Raw genomic sequence first — 21,001 nt, 5'->3', positions numbered from 1 at the left:
CTTTCCTTTAATCCTTTTTGGGCACCGGCATCTCAAAGCCGCAGCCTTCCTTGGCGCAGTACAGCTTGCCGCCCTTGCGGAACAGGGTGCTGCCGCACTTTTCGCACTTGGTGGCTACCGGCATATCCCAAGTCATAAAATCGCAGTCCGGGTAGCACTCGCAGCCGTAGTAGATGCGTCCCTTGGAGCTTTTGCGCTCCAGCAGACGTCCCTTGCCGCACTTGGGGCAGATGCCGCCGGTGTCCTTGACCAGGCGCTTGGTGCCCCGGCACTCCGGGAAGCCGCTGCACGCCAAGAACTTGCCGTACTTGCCCACCTTGATGACCATGGGGCGGCCGCACAGGTCGCACACCTCGCTGGAAGGCTCGTCCGGTACCTTGACCTTTTTGCCCTCCATGTTCTTTTCGGCCTGTTCCAGACTGGCTTCAAAGCCCTGATAGAAGTCATCCACGGTCTTGCGCCAGTCGGCCTTGCCGCTTTCCACCTTATCCAGATTCTTCTCCATCTGCGCGGAGAAATCCACGTCCACGATGTGGGGGAACTGCTCCAGCATCAGCCCGTCCACAGCCCGGCCCAACAGGGTGGGCTTAAGCTTTTTCTGGTCGCGCTCCACATAGCCGCGGTCGATGATGGTGGTGATGATGGGCGCGTAGGTGGAGGGACGGCCGATGCCGTTTTCTTCCAGCGCCTTGATGAGGGTAGCTTCGGTGTAGCGGGCGGGCGGCTGGGTGAACTTCTGCTCGCTCTTCAGCTCCCGCAGCTTGAGCACCTGTCCCTGCTCCAGCGGGGGAAGGTTCGTTTCCTTCTTTTCCTTTTCGTCGGTGGCTTCCTCGTACAGGGCGGTAAAGCCATCAAAGGTCACGGTGTAGCCGCTGGCCTTGAAGTGGTAATCCGCCGCGCTGACGGTGACCGACACGGTGTCCTGCTGGCAGTCTGCCATCTGGCTGGCCATAAAGCGGCTCCAGATCATGCGGTACAGCTTTGCGGTGTCGCCGCTGATGCTCTTGTCCACCTCGTCCGGGGTCAGGGACGGCACAGAGGGACGGATGGCTTCGTGGGCGTCCTGTGCTGCCGTGGCGCTCTTGGTCTTCCATGTGCGCTTATAGGGGCAGATATACGCCTCGCCGTAAGCACCGGCGATATACTCCTTGGCGGCAGCCACAGCCTCGTCCGAGATGCGCAGGCTGTCGGTACGCATATAGGTGATCAAACCCATCATGCCGTGTCCGGCAATGTCCACGCCTTCGTACAACGTCTGGGCGGCGCGCATGGTGCGGGTGGCCGTAAAGCCCAACCGGCGAGAGGCCTCCTGTTGCAGGGTACTGGTGATAAAGGCCGGGGTGGGCTGCTTTGCGCGCTTGCCGCGCTTGAGCTCGCTCACCACATAGCTTGCGCCCTCCAAGCCCTTTTCAATGGCGCGTGCCTCGGCCTCGCTTTTGGGCAGCAGCTTTTTGCCGTTGGCGTCCGTGGCAAGGCGTGCCACAAAGCTCTTGTGCCCGGCACCCAAGGTGGCGTCCACGTTCCAGTATTCATCGGGCTTGAAGTTTTCGATCTCCTTTTCCCGGTCGTCGATCAGCCGCACCGCCACGCTCTGCACACGGCCTGCGGACAGACCGCGGCGCACCTTGCGCCACAGGAATGGGCTGAGCTTATAGCCCACCAGACGGTCCAGCACGCGGCGTGCCTGCTGGGCGTTGAACAGATCCTCGTCGATGGCGCGGGGGTGGGACATGCCCTCCTTCACACCCTTTTTGGTGATCTCGTCAAAGGTGACGCGGTTGGGCTCGTGGGGATCCAGCCCCAGAATATTTGCCAGATGCCAGCTGATGGCTTCGCCCTCGCGGTCCGGGTCGGTCGCCAGCAGCACGCCGTCGGCGTGTTTGGCTTTGCTCTTCAGTTCCTTGATGAGCTTTTCCTTGCCCTTGATGCTGATGTATTGCGGGGTATAGCCATGCTCCACATCAATGCCCAGCTGAGATGCGGGCAGATCGCGGATATGACCCATGCTGGCGGTGACCTCGTAGTCATCGCCCAGATATTTGCCGATGGTTTTCGCCTTTGCAGGCGACTCCACGATAACCAGTTTCGCCATTTCTTCTTTTCTCCTCTATCTGCAACGTGCCCCCAAGGGGATGCACGGTCATTCGCTCATATTATTGTACCACAGCTGTTGTGTGCTTTACCAGCGGAAATATTCCACAATTTTACCGCAGCACATACCGCTGCCCCGGCTGCTTGTACACCCGGCCGGTGAGTTCCAGCTTCATCAGGGTGCCCAGCAGCGCGGACATGGGCAGGCCGGTGCTCACGCACAATTCCTCGATGCCCACGGGCTTTGGCCCGATGCCCGCCAGCACCCGGCGCTCGGTATCGCTCAGGGGTGCAGGCTGCTTTACAGCCGCCGGTGCTGCCTGCCGGGTGTGCAGGCCCAGCGCCGCCAGCAGGTCGGCTGCACCCGCCACGGCCCGGGCGCGTTCGTCCCGCAGCAGGCCGTTCGTGCCTGCCGAATTGGAGGAGTAGATGCTCCCCGGCACGGCGTACACAGGCTTGCCGTAGCGCTCGGCGTGGGCAACTGTGGACATGGTGCCGCTTTTTTCCCGCGCCTCCACCACCAGTACAGCCGAGGAAAGCGCCGCGATGAGCCGGTTGCGCTGCAAAAAGCCGTTAGGGCCTACGCCCTCGCCGCAGGGCGGGTACTCGCTGATAACGCAGCCCTTGTGCTCGATTTTCTGCCGCAGAGCGGCATTGGCTGCCGGATAGGTGCGGTCGATGGGTACGCCCATCACCGCAATGGTGGGGCAGTCGTTCTTTACCGCTGCCCGGTGTCCGGCGCTGTCCAGCCCATCGGCCAGACCACTGACGATGATGGCTCCGTTTTTTGCCAGTTCCCCGCCGATATCTGCCGCCGCGTTCAGGCCGTATTCCGTGGGCTTGCGGCTGCCCACGATGCCCACCGCCCCGGGCTCGTTGAGCCAGCGGGGGTCGCCGGTGCAGTAGAGCACCAGCGGCATATCCGGGATGCGGGAAAAGGCCAGTGGGTAGTCCGGATCGTCAAAAGGCAGAATGCGCACCCGCAGGGCATCGCACTGCATCACCAGCGTGTGGAAACTTTCTGCATCCAGCTGTGCTGCCCGCTTAAAGGCCGTATCCCCTGCCGCCTGCCGGAATTCCTCGGTCTCCCGCGCTTCCCACGCCTCCTGTGCGCCGCCAAAGGCGTCCAGCACCTTTCCGGCGTGGAGACTGGCAGGCCCCAGCACCTGTGACAGCCACAGCCAGCACAGCAGCGGGTCAGGTGCAGGCTCCGGCGGGAACAGGCTGGTCTGCCCGGTCACAGGCTCTCCTCCCGGAAGTGCCACAGCAGGATGCTGCCCGCGATGCCGGCGTTCAGGCTTTCCACCCGGTCGGTCATGGGGATGCGCACCGTGCTGTTGCAGGCAGCGATGGTCTCCTCGGTCAGGCCCTGACCCTCGCTGCCGATGACCACGCAGACGCCGCCGGGATGCCCGGCCTTTGCCGCACTGAGCGGCTGGGACTGGTACAGCGCCGCCGCAAGGCAGGTGATGCCTTTTTCCCGCAGCAGGGCGATGGCCTGCGGCATGGCACCGGTCTCGATGACCGGGATGCGCACCGCCGCGCCCATGGAGGCGCGCAGGGTCTTGGGGGCATAGACACTGGCGCAGCCCTCGCTCAGGATGACGCCGTCAAAGCCAAAGGCCGCCGCGCTGCGCAGCAAAGTGCCCACGTTGCCGGGGTCCTGCACCCGTTCCAGTGCCAGATACCGCCCGCCGGGGCGCACCTCCTCCAAGGTATGCACCGGGGTGCGGAACACCCCGAACACCCCCTGATGGGTGCCCACGTCTGCCAGCTTGTCCGCCACATGATCCTCTACCAGATAATGCTCGCCCGGCAAAGCGGCAAGCTCCGGGCACTTTTCCAGCGCATTTTCGGTATAAAACAGGGTCTCCAGCTCTGCGCCGCGGGCAAGCTCCGGGCACAATTTGCGCCCCTCGGCCAGAAAGCGCCCCTCGGTGCGGCGGAATGCCGCACTGGAAGCAAGGCGGCAGGCGTATTTTACTTTTGCGTTTTCCCGGCTGGTGATCTTTTCGTCCATGAGTCCCTCCCGAACAGGTGTGTATGCTTTTGCTTTGGATACAATAGAAAAAGGGCAGCGTCTGCCGCAGGTTTCTGCGGCAGGGCGCTGCCCCGTTGCCTTGTTTCCCTGGCCGCAAAAAATGCCCGGATACAAAACGGACGCCCGCGTATACGCGCGGGCGTCACGATGCAAGGTCTTTATCAGGCGTTCTTCACGGTCTCGACCAGAGCGGCAAAGCTCTGAGGATCGTTGATGGCCATCTCAGACAGCATCTTGCGGTTCAGCTCGATGCCTGCCTTCTTCAGGCCAGCCATAAAGGTGGAGTAGTTCATGCCCAGAGGACGAACTGCATTGTTGATACGGCAGATCCACAGGTTGCGGAACTGACGCTTCTTCATGCGGCGGCCAGCCAGAGCGTAGTTGCCGCTCTTCATGACCTGCTGCTTGGCCATCTTAAAGTGCTTGCTCTTGCAGCCGTAGAAGCCCTTGGCCAGCTTCAGCATCTTCTTACGACGTTTGTGGGTCATGGTTGCGCCTTTGATACGTGCCATTTTTTATATCTCCTTTAGTATCTCGTAGAAAGTTTTGTGTACCTGCGGCTCGCTCTTAGGCGTAGGGCAGCATGCTCTTGATGGTAGCTGCGTTGGTCTTATCAACGTAGCTGGGCTGACGATAGCCACGGGTCAGCTTGGTGGTCTTCTTGGTCAGGATGTGGCTGCGGAATGCATGACCGCGCTTGATCTTGCCGTTCTTGGTCAGCTTAAAGCGCTTCTTAGCGCCGGAGTGCGTCTTCAGTTTCATCTTAGCCATTTTAGTTTCCTCCTAAAATTAGTCCTTATTGGGTTTCGGGATCAGCAGAATGGACATCGTGCGGCCCTCGAGCACGGGCGGCTTATCGGTGGATGCCTGAGGCAGAGCCTCGGCAAACCGCTTCAGCACGTCTGCGCCCAGAGCACTGTGCGCCATTTCGCGGCCGCGGAAACGGATCGAAACCTTTACCTTGTGTCCGGCTGCCAGGAATTTGGCAGTCTGGTTGAGCTTGGTGTTGAAGTCGTTGGTGTCAATATTGAGCGAAAGGCGGGTCTCCTTGACCTCGACCACCTTCTGGTTCTTCTTGGCTTCCTTCTCCTTCTTCTGCTGTTCAAAACGGTATTTGCCGTAGTCCAGCACCTTGCACACAGGCGGCACAGCCTGCGGTGCGATCTTTACCAGATCGAGCCCGGCTTCTTCTGCAGCGCGCATGGCCACCTGAATGGACACAACGCCCTTCTGCTCGCCGTCAGCACCGATCAGGCGAACCTCACGATCACGGATCTGGCCGTTGATCTCCAGTTCCTTCGACTTTCCAGCGGTAGCGATAATGAATGCACCTCCAAACAAAATCCATAGTGTTGCAATATTTGGCATAGAAAACGCGGCCGCCCATATTCTGGACAGCCGCGCGAAATTTCACACAAAGCCGCAGCATTCGCAAAGGAATAAGCTGCTGTTTCGGGTATAGCCCGGGGACGTTCTCCCACAAGGCGAGCGCGGCACAGGCCGTAGCTGCTTTCTTTACTCGGCTATTTTACCACGCTTTATCTGCCCTGTCAAGCACTTTTTATGCGTTCTTTGGAAAAAATATGACTTTCCGGCCAACGGGACGATTTTGAATGGCCTCCGCTTGCGCTCTGGCCATATTCAGCGGAATGGTTATTTTAATTTCGGGTTTCAGGAAAGTCTGCGGACTTTCCTGAAACCCATTTTCACAGGAGGGGTCGTAAATCAAAACAGCATCTGCAACGCCTGTTTCCTTTGGAAACAGGCGTTGCGGGTAAAGCCACTTGTTTTCCTCTACGACCTTTCCCGTGAAAATAGCGTTTGTCGCGCTCCGCAGAGCGCGACAAACGCGAAAATATAAATAATTCTTCCGCTATTCATGGCCAGAGCGCAGCGGAGGCCATTTTCAATCGTTTTACGCCTCGATCAGTTTGCCCAGTGCAAAGGAGTAGATGCCCTTATAAGTCACCTTTTTAGGCGCAAAGCGCTTTTCGATGGCAATGGCGTAGAGGTTCAGCTGGGCGCGGTAGGCGCGCAAAAAGTCGCTCTCGGCTTTGCGGCGGTCGGTCTTGTAGTCCAGCAGTTCCAGATGGTCGGGGTACACCAGCACAAGGTCGGCGATGCCCTGTACCAGCACCTGCGCGTCTGCGGCGGCGGGCAGCGTCTCGTGCCCCTGCGCCGCCAGCACCGCACCGGCGGGCAGCGCGGTGATAAAGGGCAGCTCCCGCAGCACCTGCTCGGCGGCGCAGATCCTTGCAAAGGCTTCGCTTTCCACAAAACGGCGGATGCACACCGCATCCAGCTTTTCCGCGATCTCCGGGGCGGTCAGCTGCACCGCCACCTGACGGTCCCGCTCTGCCGGAATGGCTTCGTCCAGCGTGCCCGCAGCCTTGGCCGCAGCCAGCCGGGCAAAGTCCGCGTGCTCCAAAAAGGCGTGCAGCGCGGTGCCCATCTCGGCGGCGGTCAGGCCGTCCTTGGAAAGGAAGCCCGGGCGCTCCAGCGTGGTCTGTTCGGCCTTGTGCACGATGCTGGTCACGCTGACCTTGGCGGGCACCTGTGCAAGGGCTGCCGCCGGGTACTGCCATGCAAAGTTCTGCCGCAGGGTCTCTACCAGTGCCGGGTCGGTCTCCGGCGTTTCGTCCGGCGTGGCTGCATCCGGTTTCTCGGACAGCTGCACGGCATCGTCACACACCTTGATAGCCATCACGCTTTCGGTCTGTACAAACAGCAGCTCCCGGTTGCCGGAAAGCTGCCGCAGCACCCCGCCGTTCGGGTGCACCAGCAGCGCCGCCCGCAGCCAGTCGGCAAAGCTGTTGGCCTGCTGATGCAGCGTGGCCCCTGCCCCGGCAGCCAGAAAAGCCGCTGCCTTGGCAAAGGGCTTTGCGCTCTTGCCGCTGCTCAGGGGCACGGTGAGGATGAGCTTATCCTGCGCACGGGTGAGCGCCACATACAAAAGGCGCATCTGCTCGCTGCGCAGCTCCCTGGCGTGGACATTAGCCAGCGCGGTGTAGGCGGCGGTCTTGTAAGCGCCCTCGCCGTTCTCCGGCCGCAGCCGCAGCCCCGCGCCGTAGCTGCGGTGCACCAGCACCGGCTGACGGATATCCGAAGCATTGAACTTGCGGGCTGTATCCCCCACGAACACCACAGGGAACTGCAAGCCTTTGGAGCGGTGGATGGTCATAATGGACACGCACCCCGGGTGTACCCCGCTGGGTACGGTGTCCTGTCCGGTGCTGCCGGCCTGCGCAGCGGCATCAATGGCGCGCACCAGTGCCGAAATGCCGCCTGTGCCGGAAGTAGCACAGAAGTTGGCAAACCGGCGGGCATCCTCCCGGCGGCGGGCACCGTTTTCCAGCACGCCCAGCACCGCCAGATAGCCGGTGGAGGCAAAAATTTCTTCCAGCAGCTGCTCCGCCGGGGCGCTGCGGGCCATCTGCCGCAGGGCGGTAAGGTGGGCGTAGAAGTCCTTGACCTTCTCGGTAAAGGGATCATCTGCCGGGTCCTCCAGCGCCAGCAGCAGCGCGCCGTACAGGCTGATGCGGGCGGGCTTTTTGTCCGGCTCTGCCGACACCTGACGGCTGCGGGCGCGCAGTCGCACAAGGTCGTCCTCGGTAAAGCCGAACATGGGGCCCAGCATGGCAGCGGCCAGATAGATGTCCTGCGAGGGGTCGTCGATGACCTTGAGCAGGGCGATGAGGGGGCGGATGTGGGGCGCAAGCATCAGGTTCTCCCGGGCATCGGCGTATACTGGGATGCCCCGGGCGGTCAGTGCCTCCACATACGCCGGGAACTCGGTGCGCGCTGCCAGCAGCACGCAGCAGTCCTCGTACCGCACCGGGCGGGTGGTGCTGCCCTCCCGCACCGGCTCTCCGGCAGAAACCAGCTGCGCGATGCGTTCCGCGATCCAGCCCGCATCGGTTTCCGTCTCATCGTCCGGCAAAAACTGCACTTCCACGCTGCCCTGATATTCCCCGGGTGCACCGCAGACCAGACGCTGCCCGTCGCCGTAGGCGGTATCGCCCAGCTCCGGGGTCATGAGCTGCTCAAAGAGGTAGTTGATGCCCGCCACCACCTGCGGTGCGGAGCGGAAGTTTGCATCCAGCGCCAGCAAAGCGTCTGTGCCCGGGGTGCCCTCCGGCGGGCGGGGACGGGCTTTTGCGCCCGGCAGCAGCGGCCAGCTGTCCAGCTTTTGCCGGAAGATGCCGGGCTCTGCCTGCCGGAAGCGGTAGATGCTCTGCTTCAGGTCGCCCACAAGAAAGAGGTTATCCCCCGCCGGGGCGGCAAGGCAGCGGTAAAGGGCATCCTGCAAGGCGTTCGTGTCCTGATATTCGTCCACCATCACGGCGGCGTAGTCCTGCCGGATATTCTCGCACAAGGGGGTAGGCGTGCCCTCCGGGGTGCGCAGCAGCCGCAGGGCAAGGTGTTCAAAATCGCTGAATTCCAGCAGCTTGCGCTCCCGCTTTCTGGCCGTGAATCGGGCATCGAAGTCCCGCACGGCGGCGAACAGTGCCCGCAGCCGGGGCAGGGTGATCTGCCGGTCAGTCTCGGCCTCAGCTGCACTGCAACAAATAAGCTGGGTCATCTGCTCGAACAGGGCGGCGGCTTCGTCCGAGCGGGTCTTGATCTCGGCCTTGTGATCGCCGCCCAGACGCTTTTTCATGCCCTTCAGGCCGGGGGCTTCCTCCATGCCCAGCACATAGGGGGTGAGCAGATCGTACAGCGGGTCCCACTGTCCGGCAGCAGCCAGCTGCTCTGCCTGTGCAAAGAGGGCGGCGGCTTTTTCCAGCCTTGTACCGGCTTCCTCGTATTTTTCCGCTACCGTGGCCTGTGCCTTTGCCCGGGCAGAGGGGGTCTTTTTTTCCTCAGCAGCTGCCAGTTCCTGATCAAAATCCGCATGGCAGTCGGCCAGCGCTGCCGTCAGCAGCTCCCGCGCGGCCTTGGCGCAGCGGGCAGCTTCGGCCAGCAGCAGATCATGCCAGCAGGTACTGGCAAAGCCGTTTTCCTGCTCGTAAGGGGCAAGAAATTCATCCAGCTTGCGGTCGTAGTCCGGCAGTGCCCGCAAAAAATCGTAGATCTGCAAAATGGCATCGCCTGCCGGTTTATCCGTGCGTCCCTTGCCGTACAGGTCTGCAAAGGCGCAGAAATCCGGGTCGCGGTAGGCGTTTTCCAGCGTTTCAGCCAGTGCAGCCGCCCGCAGCAGCTGCACAGTGCCGGGGTCTGCCGGGGCAAAATCCGGCGGGATATCCAGCGCCTGAAAGTGCTTGTGCAGCAGGTTCAGACAAAAAGCGTCAATGGTGCAGATGGGTGCGCGCTGCAGCAGCATCCGCTGGCGGCGCAGCATGGCATTGCCGGGCTGCAGCTGGCTGCGGTGCAGCAGCGCCTGCCCGATGCGGGCGCGCAGCTCTGCCGCCGCCGCATTGGTAAAGGTGACGATGAGCAGCCGGTCGGCGTTGACCGGCTGCTCCGGGTCGGTGATCAATTGCACCGCCCGCTCGGTCAGCACGGCGGTCTTGCCGCTGCCTGCGGCTGCGCTTACCAGCAGCGCACCGCCCCGGTCTGCAATAGCGGCCTGCTGCGCCGGGGTCCATTTGGGTCCGCTCACGGCTGTTCCTCCTCTTCTTCGTTTTCTTCCTCGGGTTCAAAGGGCTTTGCAGGGGCTTCCAGCGCACGCTCGTGCAGCCCGGTCTCGTGGCAGCAGATAAAGCTGTAATCGCACCAAGTACAGGGGCTTTTGCTGCTGCTCACCACCAGCGGCTCGGCATCGATCTGCCCGCCGTAAAGCTGCTCGCCCATCTGGGTGACAAGATCGTCCAGATGCAGCTGAATGCGGCTGAGCTTGGCGCTGTCCGCCCGCTTGTCCTTCTGGTAGGGGCTGGGTGCGCCATTGCGGTAGCCAAAGGGCAGATACTTGCCGGTTTCGTCCGCGTCCATCGCGTCAAAGATCTTCTGCTCGTCCCGCACAAGGCCGTCCAGTTGGTACTCCACCGCCCGGGCAGCCTGTCCGCGGGGCAAGGTCTGGGGGGCGGGGTCGGCCAGCAGATACAACACGCCCGCCGGCTGTGCGCCGGTAAAGCGCCCGCCGGAATCCCGGGTCAGGCTGAACAGATACAGCAGCATCTGGCAGTCCAGCCCGCAGTAGACTTCTTTCAAGTCCAGCTTTTTGCTGCCGGTCTTGTAGTCCACCACCCGCACCCAGCGGGTGCCGTTGTCCTCGATCCACTCGTCCGCGCGGTCCACCGTGCCCACCAGCTGCACCGTGCGCCCATCTGACAGGCGGTACACCTGCCCGGGCACGGCATCCTCGCCCCGGCCTATTTTCAGCTCACAGGCCACGGGCTTAAATTGGGACTGGTTCTGCTCGTCCCGCAGATAGCACAACAGGCTGGTCATGCTCTTTTTCAGCCGGGAGAGCAGATAGGCAAAGCGTGCGGTATCTTCTGGCAGATAGCGCCGCGCATACTCGTCCACCAGCGCGGCGGCAAGGTCAGCCATGGCGGCATCGTCCAGTTCCAAAAAGGGGCGCAGCCCGGCACAGGGGTTGTCTGCCCCGGGGTGAGGGTCCAGTGCCATCTGCAAGACCCAGTGCATCAGGGTACCGCTCTGGTCTGCCGAAAGCTCCGCACGGCGGCGGGGTTTGAGCCCCAGCACATACTGCAAAAAGTAGCCGTAGCGGCAGGTATAGTATTTTTCCAGCTGGCTGGGCGAGATGTGCAGCCGCCTGCCCAGCAGCATTTCCAGCGTGGGCAGATCCTGCACCTGCCGGGGCGGATCCTGCTCCATGCGCTGTAACAGTGCCAGCCCCCGGGGCGCCTGTACCCCTTCGCCGGGGGCGCGCAGCGCCTCGGTCAGGCTGGCACGCTCCAGCTCGGTCAGCGGCCAGCCGCCGCCCAGCACGTCCAAGCCGTCTGCGGGGGTGGCGGCAAGGTCGATCAGTTCCAGCTGCGGCGCGGCGGGCTGCAACGCCTCCACGATGGGCTCCAGCGCGGCGCACAGGGTCTGCCCCTGCCCCTTTGGCCAGCTCATCCACAGCCCCTTTGCCGGGGCAGTAAGTGCCTTATAAAAACAGACCTGTTCCCGCACCACACGGTTTTCAAAACAGTCCGGCAGATCGATCTGTTTTGCCATCAGCAGGTCGCGGTCGGCGTGGGTCAGCAGGCCGCTTTCCGCCGGGGTGCAGGGGAATTCCCCCTCCGCAAGCCCCAGCACGAACACATAGTCCGGCGCATCCAGACGCATTTTACCGGCGCTTGCCAGCACCACCGCGTCCAAGGTCTGCGGGATATGCCCAAGGTCAGACGAACGCAGCAGCAGACAGAAAAGATCCTCGTACTCCGGCACGGTGATGCCCTGACTGCCCAGCAGCCGCGCCATCTCGTCCAGCAGCTGCATCACCACGTTCCACTCGCGGGCGGCTTCCTCTGCTGCCGGGATGCCCCGGGCGGCGCGGATATCCTCCACCTGCGCGGCCTGCTGTCCCTCTGCGCCCAGCTCCTTCAGACAGAAATACAGCGCCCGGCTGATCTGCTCGGCGTTGGCGCTGCGCACCTTACTGCGCAAAGTATCCACCGCCGTCACCAGCTTTTTGCGGGCGTTTTCGGCGCGGGTCAGGTTCAGCGTATCTTCCTCGGTCAGCTCGGCGTCACCGAAGCCCCGGGGGCTTTTGGTAAATTCTGCCCGCCACGCCGCCGCATTAGGCGACCATGTGTAGGCGTAGTTTTCCAGCGCGCAGACCTCCGGCTCGGTCAGGTCACACAGGCCTGTCTTGGCCAGCACGGTCAGCTGCTCGGTCATGTCCGCGCCCCGCAGCAATGCCAGCAGCGCCCGCACCGCCGTGGCGGGGGCGCTGAACTCCGGGGTGGTGGGCTCATCGCAGTACAGAGGGATCTCTGCCATGCGGAACTCGTACCGCACCGCAGCCCGGTACAGGCTGATATCGCGGCAGACCACCGCAATTTTTCCGCAGCGCACCCCCTGCCGCATCAGGCGGCGGATGGCGGCAGCGGCGCAGCGGGCTTCCTCTTCCCGGCTGGCGGCGGCAAACAGCCGCAGCTCCGGGGCGCTTTCCGGCGGGGTGCAGCTGCCGGTCTCCAGCAGTTCGGTCAGGGCGGCAAGGCCCGGGGCGTCTTTGTGGCGCAGGTCCCGCCGCAGCAGCTCCGGCGCGGCCACCTGTGCGCCGTTTTTGCGCGCCAGCTGGCGCAGCTGCGCCGCCACCTGCTTTGCGCCGGAGAACAGCTCCAGATCACCGGGCTGCATAGGTGCGCCGTCCTCGCACAGCGCCACCGTCACGGCAGGCAATGCAGCCAGCATGGCACCCATCAGCCGCTTTTTGGGCGCGTTGAAGGTATCGAACTCGTCAATAAACACCTCGCGCTCGCGCAGAAAGTCCGGCAGCTCGTCCCGGGCAAGCGCAGCTTCCAGACGGTCGGCCGCCAGTTCCAGACGGTCGGCGGGGTCCATGCCGGTGCCCGCCAGCAGGCTTTCGTAGCCCTGAAAGATGAGTGCCAGCTCGCCCAGCTTTGCGCTCTCGGTACCGCAGTCCCGGGCAAGCTCCTGCAATTGCTGCCCGGAAAGCCCGGCGCTTTTCAGCTCGTCGATGGTCTCGGCAGCCATCTGGCAAAAGGCTGCGCTGCGCCGGTGGCGGTAGTAGTAGTGCACGTTATCCTGCAATTCTTCCAGCGCACGGCGCACCAACACCGCCCGCCCGGCATCGGTCAGGGTCTGCACCGCCGCACCGCCAAGAGCCGCAAGGATATGCTCCGCCAGACTGGTGAAGGAATAACTTTCCACCATACCGGAAAGGGCATCTCCCAGCTCCCGGTAGATGCGTGCCTCGGTGCTGGAAGTGAACTGCTCCGGCACCAGCAGGATGCTGCGCTTGCCCGCCTCGGCGCGGGCGCGGATACGGGCATACAGCAGGGTGGTCTTGCCGCTGCCGGAAGCGCCCAGAACCAGTTTCAGCATTTCGGTTTCCTCCCGCTCGTTGATTTTTGCCTTTATTGTAACACGAAACCGGTGATAAAACCACCGCTTTTCTTTGCAATCCCGCCGCCGCTGTGGTACACTGAAAAAAACACTCTGCACACCGGAAAGGGACTTTGTATGAAGATTTTAGCCGTTGACTACGGGGACAGCCGCACCGGGCTTGCCACCTGTGACCGCACCGAATTTCTTACCACCGCCATCACGCCCCAGATCACCTTAAAGGCCCGCAACAAAGTAGCCGCCCGGGTATGCGAGGTGGCGAAGGAGATCGAAGCCGAGATGATCCTGATCGGTCTGCCGCTGAATATGGACGGCACCGAGGGCGAACGCGCCGCCAAGAGCCGCAAGCTGGCAAAGACCGTGGAGCTTTGGAGCGGCCTGCCGGTGCGGATGTGGGACGAGCGCCAGACTACCTGCGCCGCCGCCGACCTTCTGGACGAAAGCGGCACCTACGGCAGCCGCCGCAAGGAGATCCTGGATTCGGTCAGCGCCACGGTGATTCTGGAGGACTACCTTGCATGGCGCAAGGAACACCCCGGGGAGATATGAAAAATGATGCCTGTGCTCACGCACAGGCATCATTTTTTGACTTTACTATTATCCCTGATAGGTCTCGATGCTCACGCTGTTGATGGTGATCTCGGTGGTGGGCTTCTGGCTTTCGTCCACAGCGGTCTGGGCGATGGCGTCCACGATGTCCATGCCCTCGTACACCTGCCCGAACACGGTATCGGTGTAGTCCAGATAGGGCGCACCGCCCGCCGTCTGGTAAGCGGATACCACCTCGGCGCGGTAACCGGCGGCATTCATCTGGTCCACCAGCTCCTGCGTCACCGACTGCTCTCCCGGCAGCGATTCCACTACATAGAACACGCTGGCACACGCGCCGGAGGCGTCCACGCCCATGCACAGCGCCCCGGCGTAATGGTGCAGGCCGTCCGATGCTTCCACCGGGTAGCGGCTGCCCTTCCAGATGGTAGAGCCTTTGCCGTCTGCGCCCTGCCCGGCTTCCACCACGAACTGGTTCTCCACCCGGCTCACGGTAAGGCCGTTGTAGTAGCCCTGCTGTACAAGACCAATAAAGTTATCGCAGGCCTGCGGAGCCTTTTCCGGGAAGAGCACCGCCCGGAAAACACCCGCAGAGGTATCGAACACCGCAACCGTGTCTCCCGCCGCCGGGTGGGTGAACTGCAACTCGGCCGATTCCACCGCCGGGCGGCTGATGCTCTGGACTTTGCTGCCGTTTTCCTGCGGCCGCAGCGTGCAGCCGGTAAGCAGCAGCACCGCCACAAGACAGACTGCCCCGAATTTTTTCAACATATTCCCGCTCCCTGTTCCATATACTGTACTACAACGCTGCACGGTGCAGCGCAAAAGATTCAACCAGTAGTATACCATATTCTGCGCGGCAGTGCGAGAGGAAATTGCGTGAAAATTTATCCAATGATTTCTGTGCGAAAAAGCATCTTGACGAACCGGGCAAAACACGCTACACTATAAGCAGACCAAGCGGGGCACAGCCCGCGGCATCAACTGCTTTTTGTGATAAAGCAATACAGGAGCGTATTATGTCTGACGAGATCAAGAACCCCAATACTGAGGAAGAATATCAGCCTGACCTGATGACCCTTGAGGACGAGGACGGCAACGAGGTCACCTTTGAGGTGATCGATGCGCTGGACCACAAGGGCGTGCATTATCTGGCTGTTGTGGAATACGCCGAGAACGAAGAGGACCTGAACGAGGACGCCCAGCTGGTGATCCTGAGTGTCGGGGAAGATGACGAAGGCGAATATCTGGACGTTGTAGAGGACGACGAGGTGCTGATGGAAGTCAGCAAGCTGTTCGAACAGCGTCTGAGCGAGGACTACGATATCGAGTAAGTCCTTTGACGGATTGACCCGTGCAAGACTTCCTGCCCGGCTCGATTTGTTGCGGTTTGTATGATCCTACTAATCATTCAACGGGAGCCCGGAGTTCTCCGGTGGATTGCAGACCTCCCCGCCATGGGTCGACCATGGAGGCTCGATGAGGAAGCGTGATTCCGGAGACAGGGCACCCACCTGTCCGTAAGGGTAGGTTTGATTGACCGCAGACGACCGGGCGGGATCTTTATAGTAATCCAATCCACCGCTTGTGCCCCTGCAAACACAGGGCACGGCTGTGGATTTTTTTATCACCATTTGAAAGGATGTGCAATTGCGGCATGAGTTCTGAGCATCTGGTTGGTACTTCCATTCCCCGGTTCACCTTTGACACCCCCACCACCCCGGGCAACGATTTTTACGCCCTGTGTGCGGGCACCGAGCCCCTGTGCATGATCTTTCTGCCCGGGTTCGACCACCCGGTCACCCGGGAATACCTTGCCCGCTACTTAAAGACCCTGCCGCGGCTGCGGGGTGTGCGGCTGGCGTGCGTGGTGCGCTCAGTGCCCCGCGCGGTGGCCGAGGCTACGCAGGGCAAGGAGTTTCCTTTCCCCATCATCTGCGATGCGCCGGGCGTGCTGTACAGCTATCTGGGGGTGGAACAGGCACGCGGACTTTTAAGCTGGAGCTTTTCTGCCCAGCGCATCTACAAAAGTGCCCGGGATGCCGGTTATCATTACGATCGCAATGCTCCGCAGATTTTGCCCATGACCCTGATCGTCGGCCACGAGGGGCAGATTCTGTTCACCCACTCCGGCCGCAGCCAGACCGACCTGCCGGAGGACTGCATTGCCATCCGGGAGCTTGCCCGCGAGGTTATCCATACGAAGGCCACCGACCAGCGCCGTACAAGCCACCACTGCTCGGACGAAACGCTGACCCTGCCCGACCTTATCGGCTGGGACGATGTGGATAACGACCGATAACACAAGCACAAAACGGCTGCCGCACTGTTAAGTGCAGCAGCCGTTTTGTTATTCTTCCTCCGGTTCCTCGCTGAACAGATTCGGAATGCAGCCAAGGGCGGCCAAGCCCACCAGCGCAAACACGATACGGGACCACACCGAGGTACTGCCGCCCAGCAGCCAGCCCACAAGGTCGAACTGAAAAAGCCCCACGAGCCCCCAGTTCACACCGCCCACAATGAGCAGCAGCAGGCAGATTTTGTAAAAGGTCTGCATAAAAAGACCTCCTTCCTTTGGGGCCAGTATGCCCTGCGGGAAGGAGGTTTATACTTTTTTAGCGGATCACCCGTGCACCGCCGCGGTCGGGCTGCGCAACGTAGACCTGCGGCCACTGCCGCTTTGCTGCCGCTGCGGCGGCTCTGGCGGCAGCTTCGTCCCGGAACACGCCGAACACCGCCGCACCGCTGCCGGTCATCAGCGCGGTGACAGCGCCGTGCGCCCGGAGCAGGGCTTTGATTTTTTCGTTATCCTTTGCGCCGCTGCACTCTTCCAGCGCGTTACCGGCGGCAGCGCATACAGCATCCAAGTCTCCGGCGCGGATAGCCTTTTCCTGCGCCTCACAGTCCGGGTGGGTGCTGCTGCCCACGGTATCATAGGCGGCAAAGGCCTCCGGGGTGGACACGCCGTAATCCGGCATTACCACCGTGAACCAGCAGTCCGGCACGGGCGGCAGCGCCTTGAGCAGGTCGCCCACGCCCTGCACCCGGCAGGTGCCGCCCATCAGGGCAAAGGGCACGTCCGCACCGATGCCTGCGCCCAGCGCGCACAATTCGCTCATGGAAAGTTTTGCGCCGTACAACGCGTTCAGTCCCACCAGCACGGCGGCGGCGTCTGCGCTGCCGCCCGCCATGCCCGCCCGCACCGGGGTGTTTTTGTAGATGGTGATATCCACCCCCGCCAGCAGGCCGGTGTAGTGGAAGAACTCCAGCGCCGCCTTGATGGCGGTATTTTTATCGTTGGGCTGCACAAGGCTGCCCGGCAGACGCAGACTGAGCCCGGTGCTGCGGCGCAGCATCACCCGCTCGTACAGGGTGATGGTCTGCATGGTCATGTCCAGCGCATGGTAGCCGTTGGGCAGCAAGCCTACTACATCCAGTGCCAGATTGAGCTTGGCCGGTGCCAGCACGGTCACCGCGTTTCTCCGCTCTCGCCGTTCCATCTGTGTTCCTCCTCAGTTGCCGTGGTAGATGTTGTTTTCCACCAAAAACTCCCGGATACGCTTCAGCGCCTCGGTCAGGTGCTCCACGCTGTAAGCGTAGGAAACGCGGCAATAGCCCTCGCCGGAAGCGCCAAAGGCATCGCCGGGGATGATGGCAACGTGCTTTTGCTCCAAAAGTTTTGTGCAGAACTCCTGACTGCTCATGCCGGTGCTCTTGATGCAGGGGAAGGCGTAGAACGCACCCCGGGGCTCGAAGCAGGTCAGACCCATATCGTTGAAGCTGCGCACCACCAGACGGCGGCGCATATTGTACTCGTCCCGCATCCGGTCGATCTCGCCATCGCACTCCTTCAGGGCGGTGATGGCGGCGTACTGGCTGGTGGTAGGGGCGCTCATGATGGCACTCTGGTGGATCTTGGTCATAATTTTAATGACCGCCTCCGGGCCGCAGGCGTAGCCCAGCCGCCAGCCGGTCATGGCGTAGCTCTTGGAAAAGCCATTCACCACAATCGTGCGCTCTGCCATGCCGGGCAGGGTGGCAATGGAAACGTGCGGCCGCAGGCCGTAGTTCAGCTCGGCGTAGATCTCGTCGGACAACACCATGATGTCGGTGCCGCGCAGCACCTCGGCAACAGCTTCCAGATCTTCCCGCTCCATCACTGCACCGGTGGGGTTGTTGGGGAAGGGCATGATGACCAGCTTGGTCTTGGGGGTGATGGCGGCCTTCAGCGCATCGGCACGCAGACGGAACTCGTCCTCCTGACGGCAGGCAACGTGCACCGGCACGCCGCCGGACAGGGTGGTGATGGGCTCGTAGCACACAAAGCAGGGCTCCGGGATGATCACCTCGTCCCCGGGCTTTACCAGTGTGCGGATGCACATATCAATGGCTTCGCTGCCGCCCACGGTCACTAAAATCTGCCGCATGGGGTCGTAGCGCAGGTTCATGCGCCGCTCCAGATACCGGCTGATCTCGGCGCGCAGCTCTTTTAAGCCGGCGTTGGAGGTATAGCGGGTGCGGCCATGCTCAAGGCTTTCGATGCCGGCCTCGCGCACAGCCCATGGGGTCTTGAAGTCCGGCTCGCCCACGCCAAGGCTGATGCACTCGGGCATTTCGGCGGCCAGATCGAAAAATTTGCGGATGCCGGAGGGGCGCATGGCCTTGGCGGCAGGCGCGATCAGTTTATCATAATCCATCACAGCACCGTGCACTCTCTTTCATCAATTTCTTCATCCTGATACAGCCGCCCCTCTTTTTTGTAGGTGCGCAGCACAAAATGAGTGGCGGTGGACAGCACATCGTCCAGCGGCGAAAGCCGCTTTGCCACAAACAGGGCGATCTCCTGGAAGGTCTGTCCCTTGATCACCAGCTGCAGGTCGTAGCCGCCGCTCATCAGCAGCACACTCTCCACCTCGTCAAAGGCGGCGATGGTGGCGGCGATCTCATCAAATCCGCGGCTCTTTTTGGGGCTGACGTTCAGCTCGATGACCGCCTCCACGCGGTTCACCTTGGCCTTTTCCCAGTCCACAAGGGTCTTGTAGCCCTTGATGATGCCCTGCGCCCGGGCAAGATCCATCATCGCCGCCACCTCGGCGGGGGATTTGTTCAGCATGGTGGCAATGTCCTCCACGGGCAGACGGGCGTTGTTTTCCAGAATCTTCAAAAGCTGTTCCATTGTCATATACTCCTTATCAACCCTCTACACGGAAATCCGCGGGAAATTAAGGCAATACCGCATAATTCTAAGTGCCGATACGGCGAGTGAGGTGCGGCAGCTGCTAAGCCAAAAGCACAGATAATACTTTGTGTATTATCGAGCATTTTGGCAACGCAGATGCCGTACCGCAGCCGCCGGAGTGGTGCTTAAGCCGTAAGACGGGAATTATGCGGTGTTGCCTTAAGTATAAGTATAGCACAAGCCCCGGCAGATTGCACTTGATTTTTATATAGAATGTCTTTTGCCCCTGTATTCTGCTCTTTTTTACAAAAAGTGTGTTCAAAATTTGCTAAATCTGCTATACTGGAAGGGTAAGCGTGTGCCGGGCCTTTTGCGGCACCAATCAATATAAGGAAAACGAGGGTGGAAACCATGAAAGCTTTCATTACCGTCATTGGACACGATACCGTGGGCGTTGTCGCAAAGGTGGCCGGTCTGTGCACCGAACTGAACATCAACATCGAGGATGTGACCCAGAGCATCCTGCAGGGAATGTTTGCCATGATCATGCTGGTGGACCTTTCCAACTGCAATGTTGACCACGACCAGCTGCACAAGCGCACCGATGCGCTTGCCGCCGAGATGGGGATGCAGATCAACGTGACCCGTCAGGAAGTTTTTGACGCCATGCACACCATCTGAGCCGGAAAGGAGCCCGCAACCGCTATGAGTATGTTTAACACCGGGGATATCCTGGAGACCATCGAGATGTTCACGCAGGATAATCTGGACGTGCGCACCGTGACCATGGGCATCAGCCTGCTGGACTGCATCGACCCGGACCCCAAGAAGGCCTGCGAGAATATCTACAACAAAATCACCACCAAGGCCGCAAACCTTGTCTCCACCGTGGAGCACATCAGTGCCGAGTACGGTATCCCCATCATCAACAAGCGCATCAGCGTTACCCCCATTGCCATGCTGCTGGGTGCCTGCCCGGAGGCAGACCCCGTGGACTTTGCAAAGACGCTGGACGCTGCCGGCAAAAAGGTGGGCGTGAACTTTGTGGGTGGTTACAGCGCACTGGTGCACAAGGGCTTTTCTGCCGGTGACCGCCGCCTGATCGAGTCCATCCCCCGCGCACTGGCCGAGACCGACATCGTGTGCAGCTCGGTGAACATCGGCGCCACCAAGGCCGGTCTGAACATGGACGCCATCAAGCTGATGGGCGAGGCCGTGAAGAAGGCCAGCGAGCTGACCGCCGACCGTCAGTGCATCGGCGCTGCCAAGCTGGTGGTGTTCTGCAACGCCCCGGAGGATAACCCCTTCATGGCCGGTGCCTTCCACGGCCCCGGCGAGCCGGACTGCGAGATCCATGTGGGCGTTTCCGGCCCGGGCGCTGTACGCGCCGCGCTGGCACGCCTGCCCAAGGACGCCCCCATTGACGAGGTGGCAGAACTTGTAAAGCGCACCGCCTTCAAGATCACCCGCGTAGGTCAGCTGGTGGCAAACCTTGCCTCCAAGGCACTGGGCGTGCCCGCCGGTATCATCGACCTTTCGCTGGCTCCCACCCCTGCCATCGGCGACAGCGTGGCCAACATTCTGGAAGAGATGGGTCTGGAGACCTGTGGCTGCTGCGGCACCACCGCCTGCCTTGCCCTGCTGAACGATGCCGTGAAGAAGGGCGGTGTGATGGCCTCCAACCACGTCGGCGGCCTGTCCGGTGCCTTTATCCCGGTCAGTGAGGATGCCGGTATGATCCACGCTGCCGAGATCGGCTGCCTGACGATTGAAAAGCTGGAAGCCATGACCGCCGTCTGCTCTGTGGGCATCGACATGGTCATCATCCCCGGCGACACCACCCCTGCCGTCATCAGCGCCCTGATCGCGGACGAGGCTGCCATTGGTATGGTGAACAGCAAGACCACCGCCGTGCGCGTCATCCCTGCCATCGGCCGCAAGGCCGGTGAGGTGCTGGACTTCGGCGGTCTGCTGGGCTACGGTCCCATCATGCCGGTGAACAGCCACGACCCCTCGGTGTTCATCAACCGCGGCGGCCGCCTGCCCGCACCCATGCAGTCTTTGAAGAACTAAAATGAACTTCCTCTCCGTCATTGTGCAGTAATGACGGAAAGTTTTTTGTATAACCCCGCTGCAACAGACCCATTCTCTGGTTATCA

At 61.5% G+C, this 21,001-nt stretch carries 18 protein-coding genes and 1 other RNA gene; 6 read left to right on the top strand and 13 right to left on the bottom strand.

All coding sequences use genetic code 11. From position 1 onward, the window contains the following. Nucleotides 1-7 precede the first annotated feature (7 nt). The 8 genes from topA to MTP39_RS03655 all read right to left on the bottom strand — a co-directional run bounded on the left by topA (nt 8) and on the right by MTP39_RS03655 (nt 13,093). On the bottom strand, nt 8-2,092 hold the full coding sequence (gene topA, locus MTP39_RS03690) for a type I DNA topoisomerase (RefSeq protein WP_249241491.1): 2,085 nt from the start codon (nt 2,090-2,092) through the stop codon (nt 8-10). A gap of 112 nt (nt 2,093-2,204) precedes the next feature. Continuing rightward, nucleotides 2,205-3,332: a DNA-processing protein DprA gene (dprA, locus tag MTP39_RS03685; protein ID WP_249241490.1), complete on the bottom strand. Its 1,128-nt coding sequence runs from the start codon at nt 3,330-3,332 to the stop codon at nt 2,205-2,207. Then, a complete protein-coding gene (locus MTP39_RS03680; RefSeq protein ID WP_249241489.1) occupies nt 3,329-4,111 on the bottom strand; it encodes a TrmH family RNA methyltransferase in 783 nt (260 codons plus the stop codon). Before MTP39_RS03680 ends, dprA begins: the two co-directional genes overlap by 4 nt. A 182-nt stretch (nt 4,112-4,293) precedes the next feature. Then, the gene (gene rplT, locus MTP39_RS03675; RefSeq protein ID WP_005935552.1) at nt 4,294-4,644 is read right to left on the bottom strand and encodes a 50S ribosomal protein L20; all 351 of its coding nucleotides are present in this window, start codon (nt 4,642-4,644) and stop codon (nt 4,294-4,296) included. A gap of 55 nt (nt 4,645-4,699) precedes the next feature. Further along, nucleotides 4,700-4,903, bottom strand: a complete 204-nt coding sequence (gene rpmI / locus MTP39_RS03670; RefSeq protein ID WP_005928215.1) for a 50S ribosomal protein L35 — start codon at nt 4,901-4,903, stop codon at nt 4,700-4,702. An 18-nt stretch (nt 4,904-4,921) separates the two neighbouring features. Next, entirely contained in the window at nt 4,922-5,500 is a 579-nt protein-coding gene (gene infC, locus MTP39_RS03665; protein ID WP_055185860.1) for a translation initiation factor IF-3, read from the bottom strand. Between the two features lie 547 nt (nt 5,501-6,047). After that, a complete protein-coding gene (locus MTP39_RS03660) occupies nt 6,048-9,734 on the bottom strand; it encodes a UvrD-helicase domain-containing protein (protein WP_249241488.1) in 3,687 nt (1,228 codons plus the stop codon). Next, complete coding sequence (locus MTP39_RS03655; protein ID WP_249241487.1) at nt 9,731-13,093, bottom strand: PD-(D/E)XK nuclease family protein; 3,363 nt, start codon at nt 13,091-13,093, stop codon at nt 9,731-9,733. Before MTP39_RS03655 ends, MTP39_RS03660 begins: the two co-directional genes overlap by 4 nt. A gap of 138 nt (nt 13,094-13,231) precedes the next feature. Between MTP39_RS03655 and ruvX the strand changes: the two genes are divergently transcribed. After that, nucleotides 13,232-13,663 carry a Holliday junction resolvase RuvX gene (gene ruvX / locus MTP39_RS03650; RefSeq protein WP_015536729.1) on the top strand — a complete coding sequence of 144 codons (432 nt, stop codon included), beginning with the start codon at nt 13,232-13,234 and terminating at the stop codon, nt 13,661-13,663. 48 nt (nt 13,664-13,711) lie between these two features. Here the strand turns inward: ruvX and MTP39_RS03645 are convergent, their stop codons facing one another. Beyond that, nucleotides 13,712-14,434 carry a peptidylprolyl isomerase gene (locus MTP39_RS03645; RefSeq protein WP_249241486.1) on the bottom strand — a complete coding sequence of 241 codons (723 nt, stop codon included), beginning with the start codon at nt 14,432-14,434 and terminating at the stop codon, nt 13,712-13,714. 248 nt (nt 14,435-14,682) lie between these two features. On the opposite strand from MTP39_RS03645, the gene MTP39_RS03640 reads away from it, so the two are divergent. The 3 genes from MTP39_RS03640 (at nt 14,683) to MTP39_RS03630 (ending at nt 15,965) form a co-directional block, all read left to right on the top strand. Further along, a complete protein-coding gene (locus tag MTP39_RS03640) occupies nt 14,683-14,997 on the top strand; it encodes a DUF1292 domain-containing protein (protein WP_005928201.1) in 315 nt (104 codons plus the stop codon). A 26-nt stretch (nt 14,998-15,023) separates the two neighbouring features. Beyond that, nucleotides 15,024-15,228: non-coding RNA, 6S RNA (gene ssrS, locus MTP39_RS03635), on the top strand. Nucleotides 15,229-15,320: 92 nt separating this feature from the next. Beyond that, complete coding sequence (locus MTP39_RS03630) at nt 15,321-15,965, top strand: hypothetical protein (protein WP_249241485.1); 645 nt, start codon at nt 15,321-15,323, stop codon at nt 15,963-15,965. A 48-nt stretch (nt 15,966-16,013) separates the two neighbouring features. On the opposite strand, the gene MTP39_RS03625 is transcribed toward MTP39_RS03630, so the two are convergent. Genes MTP39_RS03625 through MTP39_RS03610 form a run of 4 tightly spaced genes read right to left on the bottom strand, consistent with a single transcriptional unit; the run spans nt 16,014 to nt 18,839 of the window. Further along, nucleotides 16,014-16,220: a DUF378 domain-containing protein gene (locus MTP39_RS03625; RefSeq protein WP_055185854.1), complete on the bottom strand. Its 207-nt coding sequence runs from the start codon at nt 16,218-16,220 to the stop codon at nt 16,014-16,016. Between the two features lie 58 nt (nt 16,221-16,278). Then, complete coding sequence (gene ispE / locus MTP39_RS03620; RefSeq protein ID WP_249241484.1) at nt 16,279-17,163, bottom strand: 4-(cytidine 5'-diphospho)-2-C-methyl-D-erythritol kinase; 885 nt, start codon at nt 17,161-17,163, stop codon at nt 16,279-16,281. A 12-nt stretch (nt 17,164-17,175) separates the two neighbouring features. Next, entirely contained in the window at nt 17,176-18,360 is a 1,185-nt protein-coding gene (locus MTP39_RS03615; RefSeq protein ID WP_097778699.1) for a pyridoxal phosphate-dependent aminotransferase, read from the bottom strand. Beyond that, nucleotides 18,360-18,839, bottom strand: coding sequence for an Lrp/AsnC family transcriptional regulator (locus MTP39_RS03610; RefSeq protein ID WP_015536725.1), 480 nt, complete (start codon nt 18,837-18,839; stop codon nt 18,360-18,362). The genes MTP39_RS03615 and MTP39_RS03610 overlap by 1 nt, the downstream gene beginning before the upstream one ends. Before the next feature lie 414 nt (nt 18,840-19,253). Here MTP39_RS03610 and MTP39_RS03605 point away from each other — a divergent pair, with 414 nt between their 5' ends. After that, nucleotides 19,254-19,523 carry an ACT domain-containing protein gene (locus MTP39_RS03605; protein ID WP_005928182.1) on the top strand — a complete coding sequence of 90 codons (270 nt, stop codon included), beginning with the start codon at nt 19,254-19,256 and terminating at the stop codon, nt 19,521-19,523. Between the two features lie 30 nt (nt 19,524-19,553). Beyond that, nucleotides 19,554-20,915, top strand: coding sequence for a PFL family protein (locus MTP39_RS03600; protein WP_044960914.1), 1,362 nt, complete (start codon nt 19,554-19,556; stop codon nt 20,913-20,915). Nucleotides 20,916-21,001 lie beyond the last annotated feature (86 nt).

Source organism: Faecalibacterium sp. I3-3-33, assembly GCF_023347295.1.
Taxonomy (GTDB): domain Bacteria; phylum Bacillota; class Clostridia; order Oscillospirales; family Ruminococcaceae; genus Faecalibacterium.
This window is presented reverse-complemented; position numbering and strand designations above follow the sequence as displayed.

What these genes read in the sequence shown, in the direction of transcription:
- MTP39_RS03645 (WP_249241486.1), bottom strand. Translation starts at nt 14,434, where the DNA reads ATGTTGAAAAAATTCGGGGCAGTCTGTCTTGTGGCGGTGCTGCTGCTT.
- MTP39_RS03640 (WP_005928201.1), top strand. Translation starts at nt 14,683, where the DNA reads ATGTCTGACGAGATCAAGAACCCCAATACTGAGGAAGAATATCAGCCT.
- MTP39_RS03605 (WP_005928182.1), top strand. Translation starts at nt 19,254, where the DNA reads ATGAAAGCTTTCATTACCGTCATTGGACACGATACCGTGGGCGTTGTC.
- MTP39_RS03630 (WP_249241485.1), top strand. Translation starts at nt 15,321, where the DNA reads ATGAGTTCTGAGCATCTGGTTGGTACTTCCATTCCCCGGTTCACCTTT.
- MTP39_RS03655 (WP_249241487.1), bottom strand. Translation starts at nt 13,093, where the DNA reads ATGCTGAAACTGGTTCTGGGCGCTTCCGGCAGCGGCAAGACCACCCTG.
- MTP39_RS03615 (WP_097778699.1), bottom strand. Translation starts at nt 18,360, where the DNA reads ATGGATTATGATAAACTGATCGCGCCTGCCGCCAAGGCCATGCGCCCC.
- ruvX (WP_015536729.1), top strand. Translation starts at nt 13,232, where the DNA reads ATGAAGATTTTAGCCGTTGACTACGGGGACAGCCGCACCGGGCTTGCC.
- MTP39_RS03680 (WP_249241489.1), bottom strand. Translation starts at nt 4,111, where the DNA reads ATGGACGAAAAGATCACCAGCCGGGAAAACGCAAAAGTAAAATACGCC.
- MTP39_RS03600 (WP_044960914.1), top strand. Translation starts at nt 19,554, where the DNA reads ATGTTTAACACCGGGGATATCCTGGAGACCATCGAGATGTTCACGCAG.
- MTP39_RS03625 (WP_055185854.1), bottom strand. Translation starts at nt 16,220, where the DNA reads ATGCAGACCTTTTACAAAATCTGCCTGCTGCTGCTCATTGTGGGCGGT.
- rpmI (WP_005928215.1), bottom strand. Translation starts at nt 4,903, where the DNA reads ATGGCTAAGATGAAACTGAAGACGCACTCCGGCGCTAAGAAGCGCTTT.
- infC (WP_055185860.1), bottom strand. Translation starts at nt 5,500, where the DNA reads ATGCCAAATATTGCAACACTATGGATTTTGTTTGGAGGTGCATTCATT.
- ispE (WP_249241484.1), bottom strand. Translation starts at nt 17,163, where the DNA reads ATGGAACGGCGAGAGCGGAGAAACGCGGTGACCGTGCTGGCACCGGCC.
- topA (WP_249241491.1), bottom strand. Translation starts at nt 2,092, where the DNA reads ATGGCGAAACTGGTTATCGTGGAGTCGCCTGCAAAGGCGAAAACCATC.
- MTP39_RS03610 (WP_015536725.1), bottom strand. Translation starts at nt 18,839, where the DNA reads ATGGAACAGCTTTTGAAGATTCTGGAAAACAACGCCCGTCTGCCCGTG.
- rplT (WP_005935552.1), bottom strand. Translation starts at nt 4,644, where the DNA reads ATGGCACGTATCAAAGGCGCAACCATGACCCACAAACGTCGTAAGAAG.